This window comes from Brevibacterium otitidis (assembly GCF_042429315.1).
GTDB lineage: Bacteria > Actinomycetota > Actinomycetes > Actinomycetales > Brevibacteriaceae > Brevibacterium > Brevibacterium otitidis.
The window spans coordinates 34,908-57,260 of the sequence record NZ_JBHMAU010000053.1 but is presented as its reverse complement, the minus strand read 5'-3'; the positions used below and the strand labels follow the sequence as shown (position 1 = coordinate 57,260).

The 22,353-nt window shown below is 64.7% G+C and carries 18 protein-coding genes; 6 read left to right on the top strand and 12 right to left on the bottom strand.

What is annotated here, in order from left to right; genetic code table 11:
- The first annotated feature begins 10 nt into the window (after window positions 1-10).
- From ACFFN1_RS08550 to ACFFN1_RS08535, 4 genes are read left to right on the top strand one after another with little or no spacing between them, the layout of a single operon-like run.
- Window positions 11-1,549: a DUF3375 domain-containing protein gene (locus ACFFN1_RS08550; RefSeq protein WP_376840264.1), complete on the top strand. Its 1,539-nt coding sequence runs from the start codon at window positions 11-13 to the stop codon at window positions 1,547-1,549.
- The gene (locus ACFFN1_RS08545; RefSeq protein ID WP_376840263.1) at window positions 1,536-2,246 is read left to right on the top strand and encodes a DUF4194 domain-containing protein; all 711 of its coding nucleotides are present in this window, start codon (window positions 1,536-1,538) and stop codon (window positions 2,244-2,246) included. Before ACFFN1_RS08550 ends, ACFFN1_RS08545 begins: the two co-directional genes overlap by 14 nt.
- Window positions 2,243-5,599 (top strand): ATP-binding protein, encoded by a 3,357-nt coding sequence (locus ACFFN1_RS08540; RefSeq protein WP_376840262.1) that lies wholly within the window; start codon window positions 2,243-2,245, stop codon window positions 5,597-5,599. Before ACFFN1_RS08545 ends, ACFFN1_RS08540 begins: the two co-directional genes overlap by 4 nt.
- A complete protein-coding gene (locus ACFFN1_RS08535; RefSeq protein ID WP_376840261.1) occupies window positions 5,596-6,804 on the top strand; it encodes a Wadjet anti-phage system protein JetD domain-containing protein in 1,209 nt (402 codons plus the stop codon). The genes ACFFN1_RS08540 and ACFFN1_RS08535 overlap by 4 nt, the downstream gene beginning before the upstream one ends.
- Before the next feature lie 4 nt (window positions 6,805-6,808).
- On the opposite strand, the gene ACFFN1_RS08530 is transcribed toward ACFFN1_RS08535, so the two are convergent.
- Together ACFFN1_RS08530 and ACFFN1_RS08525 are read right to left on the bottom strand one after the other, a co-directional pair.
- Window positions 6,809-7,045, bottom strand: coding sequence for a hypothetical protein (locus ACFFN1_RS08530; RefSeq protein WP_376840260.1), 237 nt, complete (start codon window positions 7,043-7,045; stop codon window positions 6,809-6,811).
- Between the two features lie 71 nt (window positions 7,046-7,116).
- Window positions 7,117-7,773: a C39 family peptidase gene (locus tag ACFFN1_RS08525; protein WP_376840259.1), complete on the bottom strand. Its 657-nt coding sequence runs from the start codon at window positions 7,771-7,773 to the stop codon at window positions 7,117-7,119.
- A 337-nt stretch (window positions 7,774-8,110) separates the two neighbouring features.
- On the opposite strand from ACFFN1_RS08525, the gene ACFFN1_RS08520 reads away from it, so the two are divergent.
- Window positions 8,111-8,704 carry a Panacea domain-containing protein gene (locus tag ACFFN1_RS08520; protein ID WP_376840258.1) on the top strand — a complete coding sequence of 198 codons (594 nt, stop codon included), beginning with the start codon at window positions 8,111-8,113 and terminating at the stop codon, window positions 8,702-8,704.
- 19 nt (window positions 8,705-8,723) lie between these two features.
- On the opposite strand, the gene ACFFN1_RS08515 is transcribed toward ACFFN1_RS08520, so the two are convergent.
- From ACFFN1_RS08515 to ACFFN1_RS08475, 9 genes are all read right to left on the bottom strand, one after another.
- Entirely contained in the window at window positions 8,724-9,935 is a 1,212-nt protein-coding gene (locus tag ACFFN1_RS08515) for a type II toxin-antitoxin system HipA family toxin (RefSeq protein WP_376840257.1), read from the bottom strand.
- Entirely contained in the window at window positions 9,919-10,161 is a 243-nt protein-coding gene (locus ACFFN1_RS08510) for a helix-turn-helix domain-containing protein (RefSeq protein WP_376840256.1), read from the bottom strand. The genes ACFFN1_RS08515 and ACFFN1_RS08510 overlap by 17 nt, the downstream gene beginning before the upstream one ends.
- A 118-nt stretch (window positions 10,162-10,279) precedes the next feature.
- Window positions 10,280-11,875 (bottom strand): N-acyl-D-amino-acid deacylase family protein, encoded by a 1,596-nt coding sequence (locus ACFFN1_RS08505; protein ID WP_376840255.1) that lies wholly within the window; start codon window positions 11,873-11,875, stop codon window positions 10,280-10,282.
- A 53-nt stretch (window positions 11,876-11,928) separates the two neighbouring features.
- Window positions 11,929-13,485, bottom strand: coding sequence for an ABC transporter substrate-binding protein (locus ACFFN1_RS08500; RefSeq protein WP_376840254.1), 1,557 nt, complete (start codon window positions 13,483-13,485; stop codon window positions 11,929-11,931).
- Window positions 13,482-14,339: an ABC transporter ATP-binding protein gene (locus tag ACFFN1_RS08495; protein WP_376840253.1), complete on the bottom strand. Its 858-nt coding sequence runs from the start codon at window positions 14,337-14,339 to the stop codon at window positions 13,482-13,484. Before ACFFN1_RS08495 ends, ACFFN1_RS08500 begins: the two co-directional genes overlap by 4 nt.
- Window positions 14,336-15,439 (bottom strand): ABC transporter ATP-binding protein, encoded by a 1,104-nt coding sequence (locus ACFFN1_RS08490; protein ID WP_376840252.1) that lies wholly within the window; start codon window positions 15,437-15,439, stop codon window positions 14,336-14,338. The genes ACFFN1_RS08495 and ACFFN1_RS08490 overlap by 4 nt, the downstream gene beginning before the upstream one ends.
- Window positions 15,436-16,434 (bottom strand): ABC transporter permease, encoded by a 999-nt coding sequence (locus tag ACFFN1_RS08485; RefSeq protein ID WP_376840251.1) that lies wholly within the window; start codon window positions 16,432-16,434, stop codon window positions 15,436-15,438. Before ACFFN1_RS08485 ends, ACFFN1_RS08490 begins: the two co-directional genes overlap by 4 nt.
- Window positions 16,431-17,375 (bottom strand): ABC transporter permease, encoded by a 945-nt coding sequence (locus ACFFN1_RS08480; RefSeq protein ID WP_376840250.1) that lies wholly within the window; start codon window positions 17,373-17,375, stop codon window positions 16,431-16,433. The genes ACFFN1_RS08485 and ACFFN1_RS08480 overlap by 4 nt, the downstream gene beginning before the upstream one ends.
- A gap of 100 nt (window positions 17,376-17,475) precedes the next feature.
- Complete coding sequence (locus tag ACFFN1_RS08475; protein WP_376840249.1) at window positions 17,476-19,056, bottom strand: N-acyl-D-amino-acid deacylase family protein; 1,581 nt, start codon at window positions 19,054-19,056, stop codon at window positions 17,476-17,478.
- A 718-nt stretch (window positions 19,057-19,774) separates the two neighbouring features.
- On the opposite strand from ACFFN1_RS08475, the gene ACFFN1_RS08470 reads away from it, so the two are divergent.
- Complete coding sequence (locus ACFFN1_RS08470; protein ID WP_376840248.1) at window positions 19,775-19,996, top strand: hypothetical protein; 222 nt, start codon at window positions 19,775-19,777, stop codon at window positions 19,994-19,996.
- A 78-nt stretch (window positions 19,997-20,074) separates the two neighbouring features.
- Here the strand turns inward: ACFFN1_RS08470 and ACFFN1_RS08465 are convergent, their stop codons facing one another.
- Window positions 20,075-22,333 (bottom strand): transglycosylase domain-containing protein, encoded by a 2,259-nt coding sequence (locus ACFFN1_RS08465; RefSeq protein ID WP_376840247.1) that lies wholly within the window; start codon window positions 22,331-22,333, stop codon window positions 20,075-20,077.
- Window positions 22,334-22,353 lie beyond the last annotated feature (20 nt).

Here is a 22,353-nt window from a genome sequence, read left to right as displayed (position 1 = left end):
GATGGATGCCATGAGCGTGCTGGCAGAGGCGCAGGCGAACCGCCGCCTGATAGCAGAGGACCCCACCTGGTCTTTCCTACGCAGCGACAATGTCTGGTTCGCCGCTCCGATTCTGCGCACGCACCTGACCGGCAGCACGATACGGATGGCTGCCAGTGACCTGTTCGACCTCATCGATGCCGACCTCGATGCCCTGAGATATCAGGGTCATACCGTGATGGGCACGGCCCGCAGCTACTGCGAGCAGTGGCGGCGCGACGGAATCCTCATCCGCCGCAGCGTCGAGACCAGTCGCGAGGAGACCTTCGAGCTGTCTCCAGCTGGGCACATCGCCCTGCAGTTCGTCGACCGGCTCGATTCGGACCGCACCTCGGTAACGCAGTCCCGGCTGGCGACGATCCAGAATCGGCTCCGCCAACTCGTGCGCGACACCGACCCCGATGTCGAACGGCGCGTCGCTGCACTCGAAGCTGAGCGTGAGCGCATCGACGCTGAGATTGACGCCGTCCGATCAGGAGAGGCGCTGCCGGCTGGCGCGGCGGCTGCTTCCGAATCGGCACGCGACATCTCCCAGCTGGCTTCCGAGCTGCCGACTGACTTCGCTCGCGTGCGCTCCGAACTGGAAAGCATCAATCGTTCGCTGCGCACCCAGCTCGTGGAGGAAGCCGGCCACCGAGGAACGGTGCTGTCCGACGTGTGGCGCGGTGTCGACCATCTCGCTGAATCCGAGGCTGGTCGGTCGTTCGACGGTTTCGCTTCGATGCTTCTCGACACTGAAGCGGGCTTGGAGTTCGAAACGAACATCACTGAATTGCTGGACCGGGACTTTGTCGATCGCCTCGACCCTCCGACCGTGACGTTCCTGCGCCGGCTCGTCCCGATGCTTCAGGACCGTGCGGCAGAAGTCGATGATGTCATGACGAACCTGACGCGGTCGCTGCGCCGTTTCGTGCAATCGAGCGAATTCGCCGAAGACCGCAGCGTTGCAGCGGCCATCCGATCCGCACGGTCCTTGGCGGTGCAGGTCGCCGCCGAGGTGCCGGTGTACGAACGACTGAGCGTCGCGATTGCCCGGCCGTCTGTCGAGCTGCGCTCCGTCGGCTCCTTGCGCCTGCATGATCCGGCTCTGGCTCGCGTCGAGGATGAAGTCGAGTCACACAACACGGGAACCCTCGATGCAGCCGCACTGCGCTCCCTCGCGAGGGAAGCCGATATCGATATGAAGGAGCTTGCTGAGAACGTCAACGCCGCACTATTCGCTCACCGGGCGGGTCAGCTGCCTTCTGCCCAGGAGGATCTGCCGGGAATCGGAATCGGCGATGTGCTCGGGTTCCGTCCGGCCACGCAGGGGCTCGGCAGTGTCATCGGACTCATGGATCTTGCGCTGCGCTACGGCAGCACCGAACCCGATGAGCGTGAGACGCTACGCTGGGTGTCGGTCTCTGGTGCCGAACGCAGCGCTGAAGCGCTCTGCTACCGCTTCACTGAGCCGATCCCCGCCGTCAGACGTATCCATCGCAAACCTGAAGGAACGCATGCCCAGCCCTGATGCCAGTCGTGACGCACCTGCCGTTCCCGAGGCGCCGGTCCGGGAGCCGGAAGCGAACCCGGACCAGCTCTGGGAGTACGACTCTGGAACTCTGAGCGCCGATGCCCGGCGCGCACTCGTGAAGCTCGTGCAGGGGCCCTACGTGTCCAGCCAGTCCCACCCGGCGCTGTGGCGGGCGACCCTCAATGGTGAGAGGGTGCTGCGCTCGCGACTGGCCGATATGTTCTTGGAGCTCATCGTCGATGAGGAGAGCGGGATCGCGTTCGTACGCAATGTCAGCGCTCCGGAAGCAGAAGCACCCGCGGTGGTGCGCACTCACCAGCTGACGTTGCTGGACTCCGCTCTGGTGTTGCAGCTGCGCCATGAGCTCCTGCGCGTCGACCGCGGGATGCGGGCGATTATTGGCGAAGACGAGATGCGCGAGGCGCTCAGCGTTTTCGCCGCCAAACAGGACCTCGACGACGTCATTTTCGCCAAGCGCTTCAACGCGTCGTTCAAGAAGCTCATCCAGTACGGCATTCTGCAGGGCACGAAGACCGAAGGACGCTATGAGATCTCACCGGTGCTGCGCCTGATCTTCGGTTCCGAGCAGATCCATGCCCTGGCTGCGGAGTACCAGCGGATCCTCGACGAAAGCCCGTCAAAGCCTGACGGCACCGCGGATGAGGACGGTGATGAGGGCGGTGATGAGTCATGAGCAGTGATGCGCTCTTCGATCTGCCGGAGCAGCCACCGGTCCCGGTGCCGGCGCTGGCAGCGCCGGCACGCCGCCAATGGCGTCTCAGCCGACTGGAGGTGATCAACTGGGGCACCTTCTCCGGCCACCATTCCGTCGACGTTCCGCCCTCGGGCCTCGTCTTCACCGGCGATTCGGGCTCCGGCAAGTCCTCGCTTCTCGATGCGATCTCCACTGTGCTCACGCCTCGGGCGAAGCTCCGCTACAACGCCGCCGCGCAGGATCAGTCCGTGCGCTCCTCCGACCGCACGATTGTCAGCTATATGCGGGGCGCCTACGGCGCAGCCGAAGCTGATGAGGTCGATGAGATCCGCACAACCTACTTGCGCACCGCCGCGACCTTCTCCGGTGTCCTCCTGCGCTTCGACCGGCCGGGAGCGGAACCGGTCCTGCTCATCAAGCTCTTCAAACTCAACGCCGGTCAGATGACGGCCAGTGACGTCAAGGAGATCTGCGTCCTCACCCGCTCCGATGCTGTGCTGCCGGACTTCAGCAGCTATCTGACCGGTGCGGTGGCGGTGCGGAAGCTGAAGAAGGATTTCACGTCCGCGTTCGTCACCGACAAGCACTCCGTATTCCAGTCGCGGTACCGCACTGCGCTCGGCATCGCCTCGGACGCGGCGATGAATCTGCTCCACCGCACGGTCGCAGCGAAGAACCTCGGCAGCCTTGACGACCTGTTCCGGATGTACATGCTTGGCGAGCCCTCGACCTTCGCGACCGCCGATCGCGCCGTCGAACAGTTCACGCAGCTGTCCGACGCGCACGAAAGCGTCGTCACCGCACGCCTGCAGCTGCAGGCGCTGGTGGAGATCTGCGCTGACGCAGATGCCTACGACGAGGCGACGGCCCGCAACACTGAAATCAGCTCGCTGCTCGCCGGGCTCGACCAGGTGGCCGGCGCTCTGACGCGTGAACTCGCCACACAGGAGCGCAGGAGGGTGCGTCGGCGTCTGTCAGGCGCCGAGGCCGCCCTCGCGAAGGCACGCGCGGATGTCGAGGAGGCGACCCGCGATGCGGATCTGGCTCATGCTGCGCTGCGAGAGGCCGGCGGCGGTGAACTCGCCCGGCTCGCGGACCTGCTGACAGCGGCCAGGCACCGCCAGGACGATGTCGACCGGCGCCGCACCTCACTGACCCAGCGACTCCAGCGCGCCGGAGTCACCACCCTGCCGCAGACGGCCGAAGAGTTCGACGAACTGCTCGAACAGCGGACCGACCCAGCTGAGGAAGCTGATCGCAGCCGCATCCAGACCGCCGAGCACGAAGCCGCCGAACGGCACCGGCAGGCAACGGAGCGGTTGGCGGCGCTCACAAGCGACCTCGAGGCCGCCAGAGCAGAGAAGTCCAACCTCGACAGGCCGCTGCTGAACGCCCGGAAGCTGCTGGCTCAGCAGCTGGACCTCAGCTATCAGGCACTGCCGTTCTGCGGTGAGCTGATGGAGGTGCGCGGTGAGGATGCCGACTGGCGGGGTGCGATCGAAAGGCTGCTCGGTTCACTCTCACGCACGATGCTCGTCGACTTCCGCTACGCCGAGCAGGTTGCCCAGACGCTCGACTCCATGCACTTCGGAGTGCGGATCGTTGTGCAGGCTGTCCACAGCTCCAGTCCTGCTCCCCCAGCGATCAGCGACTCCCGGTCCCTCGTGCACAAGGTCGACGTCCTACATGATTCGCCGTTCGCTGCGTGGATGAATCACACGCTGTCCACCCGATTCGACTTCACCTGTGTCGATGAGCCTGCCGAATTGGCGCAGGTGGAGCGAGGACTCACTCGTGCCGGACAGGTCAGACGGCCGGGAGACCGGTTCGAAAAGGACGACCGCACACGGGTCGGCGACCGCAGCCGTTGGGTGATGGGCTTCAGCACCGTCGAGAAGGTCACGGAGCTGCTCGAAGCCATCAGCGCCGAGCAGAAGACAGTCGCGGAGACCAAGGACCGGCTCATCTGGGCCATCGACCAGCGCAATGCCGATGCCACCAGGCGCAGCATCCTCGATGAGCTTGCTGATACGCCGTGGTCGGAGCTCGACGCTCAGGCAGCACAGGCTGCGGTCGCTGCCGCCGAACGGCGCCTTGAGCACATGACCCGCAGCAACACCGATCTGCAGGCAGCGCGGGAGCTCGTCAGCACCGCGACCGCCGCACGTGAGACTGCCCGGGAAGCCGAAAACGCTGCGCAGACCGACGTGATCGAGCTCAGAAGCGTGCTCACGCGCCTCGATGAGGCCGTTGCCCGGGCAGAGGAGGCCGATGACGGACCCGAGCCGGATGCAGCTGTGGAGGATACCCTGCGCTCCCGGTTTCACGAGCACCGGCGCCGGCTGAGCGTCGATGACATCGCCACAGTGAAGAACACGATCGAACGGCAGCTACGCGAAGACCGTGATGAGGTCCAGAAGCAGCAGCACCGCGCAGAGGCCGACTTCGAACGCCGCACCCACTCCTTTCTCAGCCAGTGGCCGGCATTCAGCGCTGACGTCGAGCGCTCGGTCCGCGACCGGGACGAATACCGTCGGCTGCGCACGACTCTGCACAGCGACGGGCTGCCTGCACATGAGAAGCGCTTCCTGGAGATGCTGCGCACCCAGTCGACCCGCAATATCGGCACGCTGAACGCGCAGATCAGCCGCGCCTTCAACGAAGTCAAGGAGCGCACCCACCAGGTGAACCTGTCGCTGAGAGGCAGCCAGTTCGACCGCGGCAGGTACCTGAGGATCAAACCGAAGGAGCGCCGCAGCGCGGAGGTCCAGACATTCCTCGCAGAGCTGCGCGAGATCACCGCCGATGCGATGACATCCCTGACACCGGAGGCCGCAGAAGAGAAGTTCGCGCTCATCAGGAAGGTCATCGGCCGCCTCGGCTCAGCTGAACCAGCTGACCGGAGGTGGCGCACCGCCTGCCTCGACACCCGTCGGCACGTCAGCTTCATCGGCCTGGAGACTGATGCGGACGGCGAGCCGATCCGGGCCTACGAATCCTCCACCGGACTTTCCGGCGGACAGCGCCAGAAGCTCGTCGTGTTCTGCCTGGCCGCTGCCCTGCGCTATCAGCTGACCGATTCCGCGGAAGAGCTGCCGGAATTCAGCACCGTCATGCTCGACGAAGCATTCGACAAGGCCGATGAGACCTTCGCCCGGATGGCCCTAGAGACTTTCGTGGCCTTCGGTTTCCAGCTCATCCTCGCCACACCCAAAAAGCTGCTGCCGATCCTCGAAGACTATGTGGGGGCGGCCGTCAAGATCGACATCAGCGACAACCGTGACTCGCGTCTGGCTGCTCTGCAATGGGAGCAAAGCGGGGAGCCGGCGTGAGTGTGCGCCGCCGGTCCAGCGAGGCGCGCAGCATGGTCTCACCCGGCCAGGCGCGCGAGGCAGTGGCTGCGAAGTTCCGGCTGCACAAGCGCGCGTGGGCGCTCGGTATGGCGGAAGCCGACGTCTCCCTGCCGCTCAAGCCCCCGGCGGAGCCGCAGACCACCGCGAAACTCGATGCCGTGATGTCGTGGATCCGTGCGTGGGAGACAGCTGGCGCGCAGCTGCCGGAGCGTGCGCACCTCGAGTGGGCAAGCCGGCGATGGCGCACCTGGGGGCGGCAGCGGCTGCCGGTTCGCCTGCGGCTCACCTCGCCTCAGGCGGTCGCCGCCTGGACAGGTCAGCTGCGGGAATGGCGCCGGCTCACCAGTGCCGCCGGCATGCTTGTGCAGTGGGCGCAGGACACGGTGCCTCTTCCTGTGCTGCGCCGCGTCCTCGGAGCCGCTGCCGAACTCAACGCCGACGACCATGAACGCCTGCTGGCTGTGCTCACCTGGCTGCGGGAGAATCCCCGCTCGGGACTGTTCATCCGCGAGCTGCCGATCATCGGCATCGACTCGAAATGGCTGGAGACACATCGGGGCATCGTTTCCCCGATCATCACCTCGCTCACCGGTGAAAGCAGTTTGGGCTTTCGCACGGCCGAACCGCGCATACGCGTGCGGCTCCTCGGCGGTTACGACAGCCGATCGCACCTATTGGCGGGTCTGCGCGATGTCGAAGCTCCTGCGTCTGAGATCGCACAGCTGCCGGTGCGCCCGAAACTCGTCATTGTGACGGAGAACCTCGCATCGTTCCTCGCGCTGCCAGCAGACGGCCGGTGGGGAGATGCGGTGGTCGTGTTCAACCCCGGCTACTCCGCTTCAGTGGCTGCCCGGCTGCCGTGGCTGGCCGGTGCGCGTGTCCTCTACTGGGGTGACATCGACACGCACGGATTCGGGATCCTCAATCGATTCCGCACCCACTGCCAGCACACCAAATCGGTGCTCATGGACAGCCGCACGCTTAACGATTTCCGGCATCTGGCCGGAACAGAGCCGGCTCCGCTGCGGGTTGCCCCAGAACATCTGGAGACCCTCACTGCCGGCGAGCGCGAGATGGCAGCGCAGCTGCATGCCAGCGACTTCCCGCGTTTGGAGCAGGAGCGGATCGAGTGGTCCTACGTCCTCACTGCCATCGATGCGGCAGCATCACTCCCTCCCAGCTGAGCACTCACGACTCACTGGCGGGTTCCTCGCGGCCGGCCATGCGTCGGGGCGCGGCGGGTACGAACAGTCCGAACAGCGACAGCCCGGCGGTGAGCACTGCGGCGATCTGCACGAGCAACTCCCACCCGGCCGCCGGCTCCTCGGTCCACGGGCGGATGACGAACAGCGCGTAGACAGCGACTGCGCAGCCGAGCACCACCCAGGTTCGCCACCTGAGCCTGAGTGCGCGCTGGATGTCCATGTGCCGACCATAGCGAAAGGCGGTGGCCGGCACAGGTGCCAGCCACCGCCTCGGGCGCGGTGTCAGAGGGGTCAGCCGGTGTATCCGCGGCCGCCCGCCATGAGCGCGACCTGGTCGGCCGGCAACCAGTACTCGCCGACGCCGCCGAAGTTCGCCGGGTCGGCGATCTTCACTTCGCGGGTGTCGGCGTTGTAGCCGACGACGGTGAAGAAGTGGTAGATGAGGCCCTGGTCTTTGGGGTACCAGTCCGGGGAGGCGCCGGGGCCGGTCATGATGTCGACGATGATCGGGTGGCCGCGGTCAATGTCGTACTGCACGTCGTGCCAGAACAGGTCCTTCTGCTCCTGGGTGGGTTCCTCGCTGATCCCCTTGGTCTCGTAGAACGTCGTGTTCAGGCGGGCGTTCATCACCTGTTCGATGGCGCCGAAGTTCGTGCCGGCAGTCGTCGTGCCGGCCTGGGCGGCCAGGTCGTTGGCCGGGACATCGTGGCCGAAGGCCGAGAGCGCGATCCGCATGGCAAACGGCCCGCAATTGTAGTAGTTGTCCTGCGGCTCCCAGCGGTAGTCGAGGACCTTCTCACCGGCCTGGGTCTCGGCGTGGGTGGCGACCGCCGCCGAGGCGGGGGCTTCGCCAGCGGTTGGGAGGACGGCGGCTGCGGTGCCGAGCAGGCTGCCGACAGCCAGGGTGCCGGCGACGACGAGGGTGGGGATGGTGCGTGGGTGACGCATGAGGATCTCTCCTTGGATGGGGTGTTCGAGGGATGATCGGGGCGGTGGCGTTCAGCTGAGGTGGAGGGGATGGCCGAACAGCTCACATATTCATGGAAGCAAGACGGGATGTCTGCGTCAATAGATTCGGCACTGCACCTTTGGGGTAGACCTGCACGAAGGTTGCAGTGAGCCTCAGCGGCTCCATGACGGTGCTGTGCTGCTCGTGCGGCAGGTGGCCTTGGACGAAAGTCACAGCCGATGATGCGATTTTGGTGATCGACAGGCTGGTCAGGACGGTTAAGGTGGTACCAGGCGAGACATCAATGGAGAGCTCGCCGGCGAGAGGAGCTGTGCCATGCGCACCGCACGTGAAGTGCTCGCCTGGCTGAAGTTCCTGCAGCCGGGTGTGACGAAGACTCAAGCCGATCTGCTGCTCGTGTTCGCGCAGGCCTGGTGGCTGGCGTGGCACGAGGAGCCGCTGTTCGAAGACGAGACGGCGATCGGCGAATACGGACCCTATGCGGCCGCTGCCCATGACGGATTTCCGCAGGCGATGCCGAGGCGTCCCGAGCTCGACCTGCGCGAGCAGCTGGAGTTCGAGGCGATCATCGATCATTACATGCGTCTGCCGACGACCAGGCTCGTCGACCTCGGCCGGCTGGCCGTCGGCGGGCGCACGACCGGGACGCTGACGCGTGGTGAGCTGCGTGAGATCGCCATGCGTGAGGCAGATGCCTGGGCTGCGGCCGGCGCCGAGGCGGCGGCCCGGGTGCCGCAGCGGCCCACCTCGGATGATGTCGAGTCGGCCGAGCAGCGCCTCAAGGCCAAGGAGCTGCGCCGTCAGATGGCGCTGCGCGAGCCGACCTTCGGCGGCGGTGGCGCGTCTCCTGCCGCGACGGCGGCGCTCCAGCAGCCGGTGCTGCGCGACCCGCTCGTCGGCGAGCACTGAGGCGGCCGAGCGCACAGGGTCAGTGCTCGAGCAGCCGCTGAGTGCGCTGCCCGATCGACTCCTGCAGGTCAGGTGAGGCTGAGGGGTCGGGTGTCTCCGCCCCGACGGCTGTGCGGATCTCTTCGAGGGCCTCGGTGACGATCTGTTCGGCATCGCTGAGCTTCCATGATGCGACTTCGCTGACGAGGCTGCTGTGGCTGACGTCGGCCAGCCGGTAGTGCCGGTCAACGGTCAGCGCCAGCCGGCCATCGGCATCGCGATGCTGAGCCATGGGCACCATGTCGTAGGCGGGAGCCAGCAGCGTCTTCTGGTCTGGCAGATGCATGAGGCCGAGGTTCTTCGCGTGCATGTCGAGGTTGCCGATCGCGCAGCACAGCACGACCTGGCGGGCCAGCTGGATGAGCTCTGGCCTCGGGCAGCGGCGGCGGACGGTCTCAGCGATCCGTCTGAGCGTCACTGCTCCGCCGACCTCCTGGTATTTCTCATCACCGGCGGCTCCCAGTGCCTGATTGAAGTCCTCCTGGTGGAGTCGCTCACCCTGAGCGCCTCGATCGAAGCGCTCGATGACGAGCGCTGGCAGCTCTGCGAACGCGGTCAGCTCGACTCGATAGTCCGCCAGACCGAGGGCGCGGGCGAGACGCCAGCCGTATTCCTCATCACCGATGACCGTCGGGTGCGCCGAGAGGCTCGGCTTGATGATGTGCGTTGAAGGATAGCCTCCTGCGACGCGATGCCAGCGGCCGTCTCGCTGAGCCAGGACGATCTTCGGCTGCACACCGGCCAGCGAGGTCCTCCCCGACCGTCGTCGGTTCGCGAGCGGGTCGGCCATCGGGCTTTCGAGCAGTGACCGGATCTCGCGGTCGCTCACGGGACTGGCTTCGGGCGTCGGCGGTTCACTGGGATCGTCAGCATCCCAGATCTGCACGGCCCCTGCGATGTCCCGACCGTAACGGGCGAGGAACGCCGGCGTATCGCCTCTGCGGAGGCCGCTGCGCTCAAGCATCCAGGTCAGGATGTCACCTTCGGGCAGCAGCTCATTGAAGAAGTTCCGCCGCCTGCCGGCGTGGTGACGCGGCGGTCGATCGGTCAGCGGAACGGCGACTGAGAGCACATCGCTGTTGATGCCGAAGCGGCTGATGGCTTCTGTGCTCGCCGTGAAATCGAAGTCCTGCGGCCCCTGCGCATCGATATGACCGACGATCACGCCGTAGAGCTCAACTGCCAGGCGCATCGTCGGTCGTCCATTCTGCACGCAGGGTGACGCCGCACTCCTCAAGCAGGGCGAACAGCCGTTCGGCGTAGAGAGTGTGCTTGCCGGATTCCATGTCGGAGATGGCGCTCTGCGCGATCCCTGAGATCCGTGCGAGGTCCCGCTGGGACCAACCTCTGTCCATCCGCGCAGCTTGGATCGTCTCCCCCAGGTCCTCTGGGGCGATGATCTTCGACCAGCGGTCCATGGGCACCTCCGACTGTCGCACCGAATTGATCGGATAAATCAGATCATACCAGCATGATCAAGAAATCCAGATCAGATGGTGTTGATCTGGATTCTAAGATCAACCGGCATTCTCCATTTCAGTGGCGGGCGCTGAGCAGAGTGCCGTTTCGCCGACCGAGGTAAGCGCCGTTCTTCACCACCTGTTCGCCTCCGACCCACACAGCGTGAATTCCCGACGGTGAGCGCATCGGGTCATCGAAGGTCGCATGGTCGTTGAGGCCCTCGGCGTCGAAGATGACGAGGTCGGCACTGCTGCCTGCCGCGATGCGGCCGCGCTCAGGCAGGGAGAAGATGTCTGCGGCCAGCGAGGTCATCCGCCGGATCGCCTCCTCGATGCGCATCAGCTTCTCGCGGCGCACGTAGACATCGAGCATGCGTGCAAAGGTTCCGTAGCCTCGCGGATGCGGTTTGCCGCCTGTTCCCACCGGCAGGCCGTCGGAGCCGATCGCGGTGTACGGGCTGCGCAGCGCAGTCTGCACGTCTTCCTCGCCGATCCCGTGGATGATCATCGTCGCTTTGAGCTGTTCGTCGATGAGCAGCTCGGCGACGGCGTCGAGTGGATGTCTGTCCTGCTGGGCGCCGAGCGCGGCTAAGGACAGCCCTTCGTATCGGTGGCTGGCGGTGCTGGCGATGACGATGTTCTCCCAGCCCGTCGAGCGCACGTGGCTTTCGAAGCTCCCGGACGGTTCGGCGATGTCCTGCGCCATCCGGGCGCGCTCACTCGGTGAGGCGAGTCGCTGCAGCAGCGCCGGAGCTCCGCCGTCGTGGGCCCATGGTGGAAGCACAGCTGTCAGCATCGTCGAGGAGGCGGTGTAGGGGTAGACATCGTGGGTGACGCTGAGGCCTGTGGTGCGATGGCTGTCGAGGGTCTCGATGATCTCGCCCATCTGCCCCCACAGGCGCCGGCCCGCAACCTTGAGGTGGGAGACGTGACAGCGCACACCCGCGTGTGAGGCGACGTTCACCGTTTCCTCGATGCTCTCGCGGACGCGTGACGATTCGTTGCGCATATGGCTGGCATACACGGCTGTCGCCGGCATGATGGAGGCGAGCTCGGTGATCTCCTCGGTTGTGCTGAAGATTCCCGGTGGATAGATGAGCCCTGTGGTGAGCCCGGCGGCGCCGCTTTCGAGCGCGCGATAGAGCTGGTCTTTCATCACCGTCATCTCAGCTGGGGTCGGTGCGCGCTCGTCGGATCCCATGGCGGCGACACGCAGCGTGTTGTGCCCAGCGAGGAAGGCGAAGTTGGTGATGAATCCCGTTGCCGCAGCGCGCTCGTGCAGTTCGTCGAGACTCCGCCAGTCGAACTCGAGCGGCGGGAAGATGCGGAGGGCCAGGGTGGTGAAGTCGTCGACGAACGCCGGGTTGATCGGGGCGAGCCCGAAACCGCAGTTGCCGTTGACCTCGGTGGTGACCCCCTGGAGGATCTTCGAGGTGTCGTCCAGGTCGATGAGCGGAGAGCTGTCGGAATGGCTGTGCACATCGATGAATCCCGGCGCAATGCTCAGCCCTGTGACGTCGATCGTGCGAGCAGAATGCGTCATTCCCCGGAAGCGCCCGGGAGGTGAGATCGCAGCGATCCTGTCACCGGCGATGAGCAGGTCCAACGGCTGACCAGCAGATCCTGTGCCGTCGTAGACGGTGGCTCCGCTGAGCACGGTCGACTGCGCCATTCCCTGTCCATTCCTCCTCTGTCTGACGCGCCGGCGTCCACCGGCGCGTCAGATCATTTCGTCATATGGGCGTTCCAGAGCACGATGCCGGCACCGGGGACGAACTGCACTCCTTCGGCGTCGACCGAGGCGCCGACGATCGTGCGCTTGTTGCCGTATTTGATGATCGGCCGGTATTCGTAGACTCGGGTCTGGAGCCGATCATTGGCTTCAGCCGCCGCCTCGTCGTCAGCGGCGAAGGCCAGGTCATTCATGGCTTGGCTCAGCTCATCATCGTCTGTCCAGCCGGGCCACGACCCGAGCAGGAACACCTGCGTGACCGGCACGGCGTTGACCGACCACGCGGTGGTGAACAGCTCGAAGGCGTTCTCATCAGCGCGCATGCTCAGCAGGGTCGCCCAGTCGACGACCACCATCTGCGTGTTGAAGCCCGCCTTTTTGAGATTCTCCTCGACGACGACCGCGGAATTGTAGTGGTCTTCGTACTCGCGCGATGTGAGGATGCGAACCGGTTCGCCGTTGTAACCGGCCTCCTCCATCAGCCGCTTCGCCAGGTCTGGGTCCTGCTGGTTGAAGAGCTCGAGACCCGCTTCGGTGTAGAACTGCTGTCCGGGCAGGCTGATAGCTCCGTTGACGTCGTAGAACTCGTCGGCGGCGAATGCCGCGAGCTGGATGTCCTCGTGGTCGAGCGCAGCTGCCACGGCATTGCGCATGGTGTTGTCGGCCATGATGCCGGCCTTCTTGTTGAAGGCGACACCGTTGAAGCCGTTCTCTCCGACGATGGACTGCAGGGTCGTGTCCTTCTCGAGCAGTCCGGAGTTGTCGAATGGGATGCCGGCTGCCGCGTCATATTCGCCGGTCTGCAGACCGGCCAGCCGGGTGGAGGAGTCAGTCACGAGATCGATGATGAGCGTGTCGGATTTCGCCTCTCGATGCCCCGCAAGTCCGCTCGGCTCGCCTTCTGGGGACTGATAGTCCTCGAATCTGTGCAGCTGGATGTACTGGTCCGTCCGCCACGTGTCGAACACGAATGGCCCAGTTCCGACGAACTCGGTCAGACCCTCGGCCGGCGTTTCGTCGATGACCTTCTTCGGCATGATCGCGGTCATCTGGCCTGGGTCGGACAGGAAGTACAGCAGGGTGTACATCTTCTCGGGAGTGTGCACGGCGACTTCGCGGTCTCCGACGACTTCGACGTCGGCTCCTGCGAAGAACTGCTGACCGACCCCTGAGATCTCCATCCACCGGTCGAGGCTGGCTTCGACGTCCTCGGCTGTCACCGGATCGCCGTTGTGGAAGGTGAGTCCCTCACGGATGGTGAAGGTGGTCGTCCTGCCGTCGCCGGATTCCTCCCAGGATTCGGCGATGTGCGGCTGCACCTGGAAGTCGGCATCCTGCGTCAGCAGCGGCTCGAACATCAGGCGGGCCACCTCTGCGGTTGCCGTTGCAGTGCTCAGAAGCGGGTCGAGCAGCGGCGGCTGGGCATTGAGCGCGTAGTGGAACTCCGAGGTCGGGTCGCTCGGCTTGGCTCCGCAGCCGCTGACAGCCAGCACAGCCGCAGTGGCCACGACGGCCAGCACGCGCAGCAGGCGTGGTCGGTGCGTGCTCACAGCACTCCTCCTTCCCCTGCAGTGGCGCCCGAGGCGGCTGATCCCGCCGCTGTCGCACGTGGGTGGACGTGTGGAATCGAGTCGAGCAGCTTCTTCGTATATTCGTCCTTCGGGTGTGCGAAGAGCTCATCGACCGGGGCTTCTTCGACGAGCTTGCCTTTGCACATCACTCCGATCCGATCAGCGACATAGCGGACGACAGACAGGTCGTGTGAGATGAACAGATAGCTCAGACCGTGCTCGTCTTGGATGCGATTGAGCAGATTGAGGATCTGTGCCTGGATCGAGACGTCGAGAGCCGAGACGGCTTCATCGCACAAGATCACCTCCGGGTGCGTCACAAGCGCACGCGCGATGCCGATGCGCTGACGCTGACCGCCGGAGAACTCGTGGGGATAGCGCACCAGATGCTCTTCACCGAATCCGACTTCCTCAATCGCCGCGACGATGCGTTTGTTCCGCTCCCCTCGATCGCGGATCCCCTGGATGACGAGAGTCTCGTTGAGGATCGAGCCGATGCGCTTGCGCGGGTTGAGCGACGAGTTCGGATCCTGGAAGATCATCTGGACCTTCGAGCGGTACGTCTGCTGTTCGGCGCGGTTGAATTCGCTGATCGGCTGACCGTGGAACAGGATGTTCCCCGAGGTCGGTTCGATGAGGGCCTGCAGCATCCGGCCCGTCGTGGACTTGCCGCAACCTGATTCGCCGACGAGACCGTACGTCTCTCCAGGCTGAATGGAGAAGCTGACACCGTCGACGGCATGGACCTCTGACGTTCTCAAGCCGATCGCATTGCGCAGCGTGAAGGTCTTGGTCAGCTGCTGAGCCTCGAGCACAGCCGCGTTCTCGGTCATCGTTCGCCTCCTTGAGCCCCGCGGCCCCCTGACGGTTCAGCAGCATCGTGCGGCACGTCCGCCTCGGCGTCGATGAGACCATCGACTGCCTTCCAGCAGCGCACCGACCGGCCCGGGGCGATCTCCGTCAGCTGCTGGCGGTTCTGGCGGCAGGCGTCCTCCGCGAAGGGGCACCGCGCGGCGAACCGGCACCCGGCTGGCACATCATAGAGAGTCGGCACACGTCCGGGAATGGTCGGCAGCGGCTGCGTGCGGTCGGTGTCCACTCCCGGGGTGGAGGCCAGCAGCCCGCGCGTATAGGGGTGCCGGGGGTTGTCGAGGATGTCGCGCACCGGCCCGGCCTCGACAGCCTCACCGAGATACATCACCATCACCCGGTCGCAGACCTCTGCCACGACTCCGAGGTCGTGGGTGATGAGGATGGTGGCCATGTCGCGTGCCCGGCGCAGATCGTCGATGAGCCGCAGGATCTGGGCCTGGGTGGTGACGTCGAGGGCCGTTGTCGGTTCGTCGGCGATGAGCAGAGCCGGTTCGCAGATGAGAGCCATGGCGATCATGACGCGCTGGCGCATGCCACCGGAGAGCTGATGCGGGTAGTCGTCGATGCGCGCATGCGGGTCGGCGATGCCGGTCTGCTCCAGCGCATCGATGGCATGCTGCTTCGCCGCCTCCTTCGACATCGGCTGGTGGATGAGGATCGTCTCGATGAGCTGCTGACCGACGGTGAAGACCGGGTTGAGCGAGCTCATCGGATCCTGGAAGATCATCGCGATGCGGCCGCCGCGAAACTGCCGCATCCGGGCATCGCTGACTGACAGGAGATCCGTTCCGTCGAATTCGACGGTGCCGGAGTAGTCAGCGGTCTTCTCATCGAGCAACCGCATGACGGACTCCGCGGTCACGGACTTCCCGCAGCCGGACTCGCCGACGATGCCGAGCACTTCCCCGGCATCGACGTGGAAGTCGATGTCTTCGACAGCGGTGACATCGCCCTGCTCGGTCGCCAGCCGTGTCGTCAGCCCGCTGACCGTGATCACCCGGGCCGGCGCCTCGGGACCGGTGGCACCGTGGGCGCCGCTCGGCTCGGCTGTCGTCGTCATTTCCGTCCACCGCCTTTCCGCACGGCTTTGCCGGTGTGCGGATCGAAGAGGTCGCGCAGGCCGTCGCCGAAGAGGTTGATGCCGAGCACGGTGAGGATGATGACCGCACCGGGCACGATCGTCATCCACGGGTTGTTGAAGATCAGGGTCTTGCCGTCGAGCAGGATGTTGCCCCAGGACGGTGCGGGCGGCGGCACACCGGCGCCGAGGAAGGACAGTGCGGCCTCGGTGATGATCGAGTCGGCGAAGATGAAGGTCGCCTGGATGATCGCCGGGGAGACGACGTTGGGCGCCATGTTGAGCCAGATGATGCGGTTCGATGAGGCGCCCTGTGCACGCAGCGCTTCGACGAAGGTCTGCTCCTTGACCACCAGCGTCGACGAACGGACGACGCGCGCGACATAGGGCGTGAACACGACCGTCAGCGCGATGACGACGTTGGAGGTCTTGGCTCCCAGCACAGCCATGAGAGCGATGGCCAGCAGGATGGCGGGGAAGGCCATGAAGCCGTCGCAGATCCGCATGAGGATCGCGTCGGCCCACCGGAAGTAGGCCGAGTACATGCCGATGATGTAGCCGATGACGGTGGACAGGATCGCGACTGCGAAGCCGACGAACAGCGATACCCGCGCTCCGTTCAGCACTCGCGAGAGCAGGTCGCGGCCGTAGTTGTCGGTGCCGAGCAGGTAGTCGCCGCTGGGGCCCTGCAGCCGGTCCTGGATGTTGAGCTCAAGGGGCCCGCGGGAGATGACCATGGGGCCGAATGTCGTCAGAAGCACGATGATGACGACGATGATGCCGCCGGTCATGATGAGGCCGTTGCTCGTCACCCTCCGGAAGATCAGCTGCCGCATGCTCAGGCGTTCGAGACCGACGGTCGATCCGGGCTGGGCGGCGGAGGGTGCTCCCGCCGGTCCCGAGGTGCCGGTGGTCTCGCTGGTGAGGCCCGCCTCGGGTTCGGGGCGCTGTGGTGTGGCGTGGGCTGGTTTCGTCATGACAGTCGCACCCGTGGGTCGAGGAAGCCGTAGAGGATGTCTACGAGCAGGTTGATGAGCATGTAGGACACGGTGATCATGAGCACGACACCCTGGATGACCATGAAGTCGCGGCGTTCGACCGAATTGACGATGAGCTGCCCGATGCCTGGGATGTTGAAGACGGTTTCGATGACGGCCGCACCGGCGATGAGGGTGCCGATCGACTGGCCGACGACGGTGAGGATGGGGAACGAGGCGTTCTTCAGCCCGTGCTTGTACACGCGGCTGCGTTCGGACACGCCTTTTGCCAGAGCGGTCTTCATATATCCGGCACGGAACACGTCCAGCATCGACGAGCGGGTCATGCGGGCGGTCAGTGCGGCCTGCATTGCGCCGAGCGCCAGCGCCGGGAGGATGAGATAGCGCAGATGCGTGCCGAGGCCCTCCTCCAGGCCGCGGTAGCCAGCGACCGGCAGCCAGCCGAGCCAGCCGGCGAAGATCAGCATGAGGAACAGACCGAGCAGGAAGCTGGGCACGGAGATGCCGAGCAGTGAGAAGGCCATGAAGCCCTGGTCGACAGCCGAGCCGCGTCGGCGGGCGGCGATGATGCCGGCGGGAATCGCGATGATGAGCGCAACGACCTCGGCGAGGATCGCCAGTGACAGCGTCGGCCCCAGATGATCCATCAGGACCGATGCGACAGCCGCTCCCATGAAGTGGGAGTACCCGAGGTCACCGGTCAGCGCGCCGCCGAGCCACGCGAAGAACTGGACGACGAGCGGTCGGTCGAGCCCCATCTCGGAGCGCAGCGCTTCGACCTGGTCGGAGGTGGCGTTGGGTCCGAGCATCACCGAGGCCGGGTCACCGGGGGTGAGGTGGACGAGGGAGAAGACGACGATCGCAACGACGGCGAGCACGGGGATGAGCGCGAGGATGCGCTTGACGATATAGCTCAGCATGTCGCGACTCCGAGGGGATCAATCGAGTGACGTAGCTCACATACTGGCATCGGCGGATCAGGCGGGGCAACCGACACGCAGATTCGTTGTCTTCTCGTGATCACAGGACGCGTCCGCCGTGACCGCGCACGCGTCGACCATTCCGGGCGGCGAATGCGCCTCCGACGATGACGTCATCGACGCCAGTGGAGAGCTGCCATGGGTCGTCGTAGGTTGAGCGATCGGCGACGGTGTCGAGGTCGATGACCGCGATGTCGGCAGCCATTCCCTGTGCGAGGACTCCGCGGTCGTCGAGCTTCATCCGGGAGGCGGGCAGGGACGTCATCTTGCGCACCGCCTCTTCGATGCTGAGCAGACCGACGTCGCGCACATAGTGGCCGAGCACCCGCGTGAATGTGCCGAAGCTGCGCGGATGGGGTCGGCCGGGCCCCGCTGCGGCAAGCTGATGACCGTCGGAGGCGACGGCGACCAGCGGGGGGGCGAGGGCAGCCCGGACGTCGTCTTCGGACATCGAATGGTGGATGATTCCGGCAGCGCCGGCATGAGCGGCGAGCAGGCGCAGTGCGGCTTCGGCTGGATCGCAGCCGTCCCGCTCGCCGATCTCGGCCAGACTCAGCCCGACGGCCCATTCGTACCCACCGGGCCCGTCCGGGCCGACGGCGGCGATGACGACGGCCTCAGCCCCAGACCGTCCGGTGATGGTGTCTGCCAGGGCTGCGCGAATGCGGTCTCGCTGGTCCGCGTCGGCAAGCCGGTGCGGCAGGCCGTTGCGTCCATCTTCGAGTGACCAGCCCGGCAGCAGCGAGGTCAGCGTTGTGCTTGAGGCAGTGTACGGGTAGACGTCAGCGGTCACGTCGACGCCGCGGGCGTGCGCCTGCTCGATGAGGTTCAGCGCGTCGGACACGAGGCCGTAGTTGTGGCGGTCGGTCGCTTTGAGGTGGGAGATCTGCAGGCGCCCGGCGGTGCTTGCCACGGCGTCGATCGATTCGCGGACTGACGTAACCACATGGTCGGCTTCATCTCGCATATGGGTGGAGTACAGCAAGTCGCATTCGGCGGCAGCTGCGACGACCTCGGCCACTTCATCAGGCCGGGCATAGGCTCCCGGTGCGTAGATGAGGCCGGTGGAGAATCCGCGGACTCCAGCCTCGGCGGCAGCGCGGACGCCGCGGATCATGTGCTGCCTCTCCTCAGCGGTGGCGGGTCGGGAGGCATTGCCCATCGCCATGCGGCGCAGAGCTGAGAACCCGACTTGGAATGCGGCATTGATCTCGAGGGGAAGCGCAGCCGTGGCCGCAAGAAAGCCCGCCGCATCCGTGGCCTCGGTCATGAAGACCGGGCTGAGATGACCCCATGTGCGCCGCACCTCATCAAGACTGGGCGCTGGGAATGGAGACGATCCGCAGTTGCCCAGCAGCAGCGTCGTCACACCTTGGCTGATCTGCGAAGGCGCTTCGGGGCAACCGTGGATCGTGAAGTCCGCGTGATTGTGCAGGTCGATGAAGCCAGGAGTCACGATCCGACCGGAGGCATCCACCGTCTCGGCCGCACTTTCCGCGGGGATGGCGCCAGGCGCAGCCACGGCGGTGATCTTTCCATCTGTGATGCCCAGATCACCGGGTGCGGCCGGCGCTCCGGTTCCGTCGACCACCATGCCGCCTACGATCCTGATGTCGAACATCCCGCTGCTTTCCCACGACCGCATTGTCGTGCTCATCCGATTCGCGCGCCTGTCTCGCCGCTCACTGTGATGCGTATCACTGTTTGATCACCGTACGGCAGTTCCGGTAAACCCCACGAGTGTTCTCACCTGAAGAGACGGCAGCTTCTTCCGCCGCCCGTGACCGCACGTGCTCAATCGCGCCGGACCCGGTAACGGGCGAGCAATTCAAGAAATCTCGAATCCAGGTGTGCAAACTCAGAGATCCGTGTTACTGTTGTCGCAGAATCTTCTTCTGCTCTTTGACATCATTCTGATGCGACCGGCAGACAGATTCCACATCATTCGCTGTCGCTTATGACATCGCCTGAATGAATTGAAAGGAGGCGGGCACGATGATGATCTTCACCACGTTCACGGCCACGGGAGCTGCCGATCTCGGCAACCCGGCGGGCAGCCGCCGCGTCCCGCCTCGCTTCTCCGCGTAGAACTCGGCGCCAGGCACACAGCGAGCACCCCCTTCCTGACGACCTCCGGACCCGTTCCGCACGCATCGTCGAAGATCTGTCATTCATCGACTTCGTCACCATTGAGAACACAGATCAATGGATGATCGAATGCCATGAATTGCCATTCACTGCTGTCTTCCTGAAACGCGCCGACTCACTTTCTTTTCATCACTTCCGTTTCGACGGCAGGCTATTCGTCCTGCCTGAAATGGTCATCCAAGGACTTTCTCATGTCATTTGCTCATGCTTATCCGATACACCGCCGGTGGGCCATCTTCGCTGCCGTCTCGGTGCTGCGGTGGGCTCGTCGCAAGCCGAAATCCCGTCGCGCCCCCAGCCACGCCGAGCTGCACCGCGCAGCGATCCTGCGACGCAGCGCCAGCGAGCAGGTGGAACGCGAACGCCTTGCCGCACAGCTGCGGGCACTGTCGATCCTCCGCTCGATCATCTAATCCGTTCGACGCCGGATCGCGTCGATGCCCGCCCCGCTACTGCTATTGCAGGCGGGGCGGGCTGCAGTCTCGCGCAGATCAACCCCCGAACGCTGGTGGCGATTCGGTGATGCCCTCGTCGGGTTCGCGTTCGGCATCGCTAGTCGGCTCCGGTGACGGTGAGTCTTCCCGACTGGGCCCGCGGCTCGGCGAGGGGCGGCTTGAGCCCCTCGATTCGCTGCTGGGCATGTACGTCGCACTCGGCCGTGGGAATGGCTTCGGTTCTCCTTCGGCGGCAGCTGTACGCATGAAGGCTTGCCATGTTGGGCCAGAAACTGTCGCACCGAAGACCGTGCGCGGCATCCTTCCACGTCGATTATCTCGCCAGTCTCGAACTCCATTCGGGTCACCCGTCCATACGGCCGTGACAACATCACTGGTGAATCCGACCGTCCACGAAGCCCCGACTTCGAAATTCGTCGTACCGGTCTTGGCAGCCGCAGGAGCACCGATTCCCAAGCCTTGAGTGGTGCCGCCGTTGAACGTCTGTGACAGGGTGTAGGCAACCGCCTCTGCCACCTCGGGTTCGAGAGCCTGCTTACAGGTGTCGGGCAGGTCGAGCTCTTTGCCGTCGCTGTCCGTCGCTCTTGAGATGGCGGTGGCTCCGCACCGGCGCCCTTGGTTGGCAAATGCCGTGTACGAGGCTGCCATGGTCACCGGAGCTACCGACACGGTCCCGAGAATGGATGATGGATAGAGCACCTGTTGCGTGCCGTCTGCCAGGGTGACGTCAGCGAGGGCGCTTCCGTCTCCAGCGCGGACGCCGAGCGCCGACGCAGTGTCCCGGACCGCGCACATGTCGAGTTCCGACGCCATGTCGGCGTATGCCTTATTGACCGACTTCCGCGTAGCGTCGAAAACCGACATCCTGCCGCTAGCCCCGCCTGAGTCACCAGCGTTTCGCGGGTTGTAACCCGCGCTGGCATACGAACGGTCATCGCAGCTGGCGGTTGAGAAGCCTCGGTACATACTTCCCGAGCCATTCACGGTCTCCGTCAGCGTGTGCCCGCTCTGCAGCCATTCTGTGAGAACGAACGGCTTCCAGGTAGAGCCTGGTTGATAGCCAGTACCACCGCCGAACTTCTTCTCGGCGTTGTAGTTGACTGCTGTTGAGGAACCGTCTTCGGCTTCGACCGGTGAGTACTCGGTGTTCTGCGCCATCGCACGAATTCCGCCGGTTTTCACGTCAAGCGACACCAAAGCCTGCTTTGCCCCCGACGGGTCCCCGACGGGTAGCCGTTTGCGGACTTCCTTCTCTGCCTTCTTCTGCAGCACCGGGTCGAGAGTCGTCGTGATCGTCAGACCTCCCTGTTTCAACTGTCGAGACCGATCTTCGATGCTTGATCCGAATGCCGGTGACTGAAGCACCTGGTGCTGAACGTAGTCGCAGAAATATGCACGGCCGTCAGTTCCTGCACAACCATTTGGTCTGACAGTCTCGTCCAGCGCGAGATCCTGGCCGAGCGCATGGTCGTACTCCTCCCGAGAGATATAGCCGTACTTGAGCATCTGCCCCAATACGGTGTTGCGTCGCTCGAGGACGGCGGCTTCGTCTCGCTGCGGGTTGTACTTGGACGGGTTGCGCACAATACCCGCCAAAGTTGCGGCTTGGGCAATCGAGAGGTCGGCAGCCGACGTGTTCCAGTACTGGCGGGCGGCCGCTTCTACTCCGTAGACGTTCGGGCTGCCAGAGTAGCTGTTGATGTTGAGATAGCGTTCGAGAATCTCATCCTTGCTGAAGGCGTTCTCCACGGCCGCGGCTAGCTTCATCTCGCGCAGCTTTCGTGCATACCCTGCTGCTCCATCACGTGAACGGGCCTCTTCAACTCCGGCTTCGTCTCCGCGCGCGTGGCTTTCCTGAATCAGCGCGTTCTTCACATACTGCTGTGTCAGCGTCGAACCGCCTTCGCGTGAACCGCTCAGCACGTTCTTTGCAACGGCTCGTGCGATGCCCTGGAGGTCGATGGATCCATGTTCATAGAAGCGATGATCCTCGACGGCCAGCGTGGCGGCCTTCATTGGCTCAGAGATGTCTGCCAACCTGACTTCGCGGCGGTTCTGCCAGTAGAACTCGGTGATGAGGTCACCGTTTCGGTCAAGTATTTGCGACGGCTGAGCCAGCGGGCGATCATGGAACTCGCTCGGCAGGGCTTTGAAGATGTCGATCCCAGCTTGCGCTGCGGATACAGATGCGCCCAGCACCGGAAGTCCGAGCCCCGCGATGAGAACTCCCATACATACACTTGCCGCGGCAAACGCATTTAGGCTGCGGATGATCTGCGTCAATCGTTCGCTCATGACTCCAGCTCCATCAGAAA

What these genes read in the sequence shown, in the direction of transcription:
- ACFFN1_RS08490 (WP_376840252.1), bottom strand. Translation starts at nt 15,439, where the DNA reads ATGACGACGACAGCCGAGCCGAGCGGCGCCCACGGTGCCACCGGTCCC.
- ACFFN1_RS08495 (WP_376840253.1), bottom strand. Translation starts at nt 14,339, where the DNA reads ATGACCGAGAACGCGGCTGTGCTCGAGGCTCAGCAGCTGACCAAGACC.
- ACFFN1_RS08525 (WP_376840259.1), bottom strand. Translation starts at nt 7,773, where the DNA reads ATGCGTCACCCACGCACCATCCCCACCCTCGTCGTCGCCGGCACCCTG.
- ACFFN1_RS08545 (WP_376840263.1), top strand. Translation starts at nt 1,536, where the DNA reads ATGCCCAGCCCTGATGCCAGTCGTGACGCACCTGCCGTTCCCGAGGCG.
- ACFFN1_RS08480 (WP_376840250.1), bottom strand. Translation starts at nt 17,375, where the DNA reads ATGCTGAGCTATATCGTCAAGCGCATCCTCGCGCTCATCCCCGTGCTC.
- ACFFN1_RS08530 (WP_376840260.1), bottom strand. Translation starts at nt 7,045, where the DNA reads ATGGACATCCAGCGCGCACTCAGGCTCAGGTGGCGAACCTGGGTGGTG.
- ACFFN1_RS08470 (WP_376840248.1), top strand. Translation starts at nt 19,775, where the DNA reads ATGTCATTTGCTCATGCTTATCCGATACACCGCCGGTGGGCCATCTTC.
- ACFFN1_RS08515 (WP_376840257.1), bottom strand. Translation starts at nt 9,935, where the DNA reads ATGCGCCTGGCAGTTGAGCTCTACGGCGTGATCGTCGGTCATATCGAT.
- ACFFN1_RS08485 (WP_376840251.1), bottom strand. Translation starts at nt 16,434, where the DNA reads ATGACGAAACCAGCCCACGCCACACCACAGCGCCCCGAACCCGAGGCG.
- ACFFN1_RS08550 (WP_376840264.1), top strand. Translation starts at nt 11, where the DNA reads ATGAGCGTGCTGGCAGAGGCGCAGGCGAACCGCCGCCTGATAGCAGAG.
- ACFFN1_RS08510 (WP_376840256.1), bottom strand. Translation starts at nt 10,161, where the DNA reads ATGGACCGCTGGTCGAAGATCATCGCCCCAGAGGACCTGGGGGAGACG.
- ACFFN1_RS08465 (WP_376840247.1), bottom strand. Translation starts at nt 22,333, where the DNA reads ATGAGCGAACGATTGACGCAGATCATCCGCAGCCTAAATGCGTTTGCC.
- ACFFN1_RS08540 (WP_376840262.1), top strand. Translation starts at nt 2,243, where the DNA reads ATGAGCAGTGATGCGCTCTTCGATCTGCCGGAGCAGCCACCGGTCCCG.
- ACFFN1_RS08505 (WP_376840255.1), bottom strand. Translation starts at nt 11,875, where the DNA reads ATGGCGCAGTCGACCGTGCTCAGCGGAGCCACCGTCTACGACGGCACA.
- ACFFN1_RS08520 (WP_376840258.1), top strand. Translation starts at nt 8,111, where the DNA reads ATGCGCACCGCACGTGAAGTGCTCGCCTGGCTGAAGTTCCTGCAGCCG.
- ACFFN1_RS08475 (WP_376840249.1), bottom strand. Translation starts at nt 19,056, where the DNA reads ATGTTCGACATCAGGATCGTAGGCGGCATGGTGGTCGACGGAACCGGA.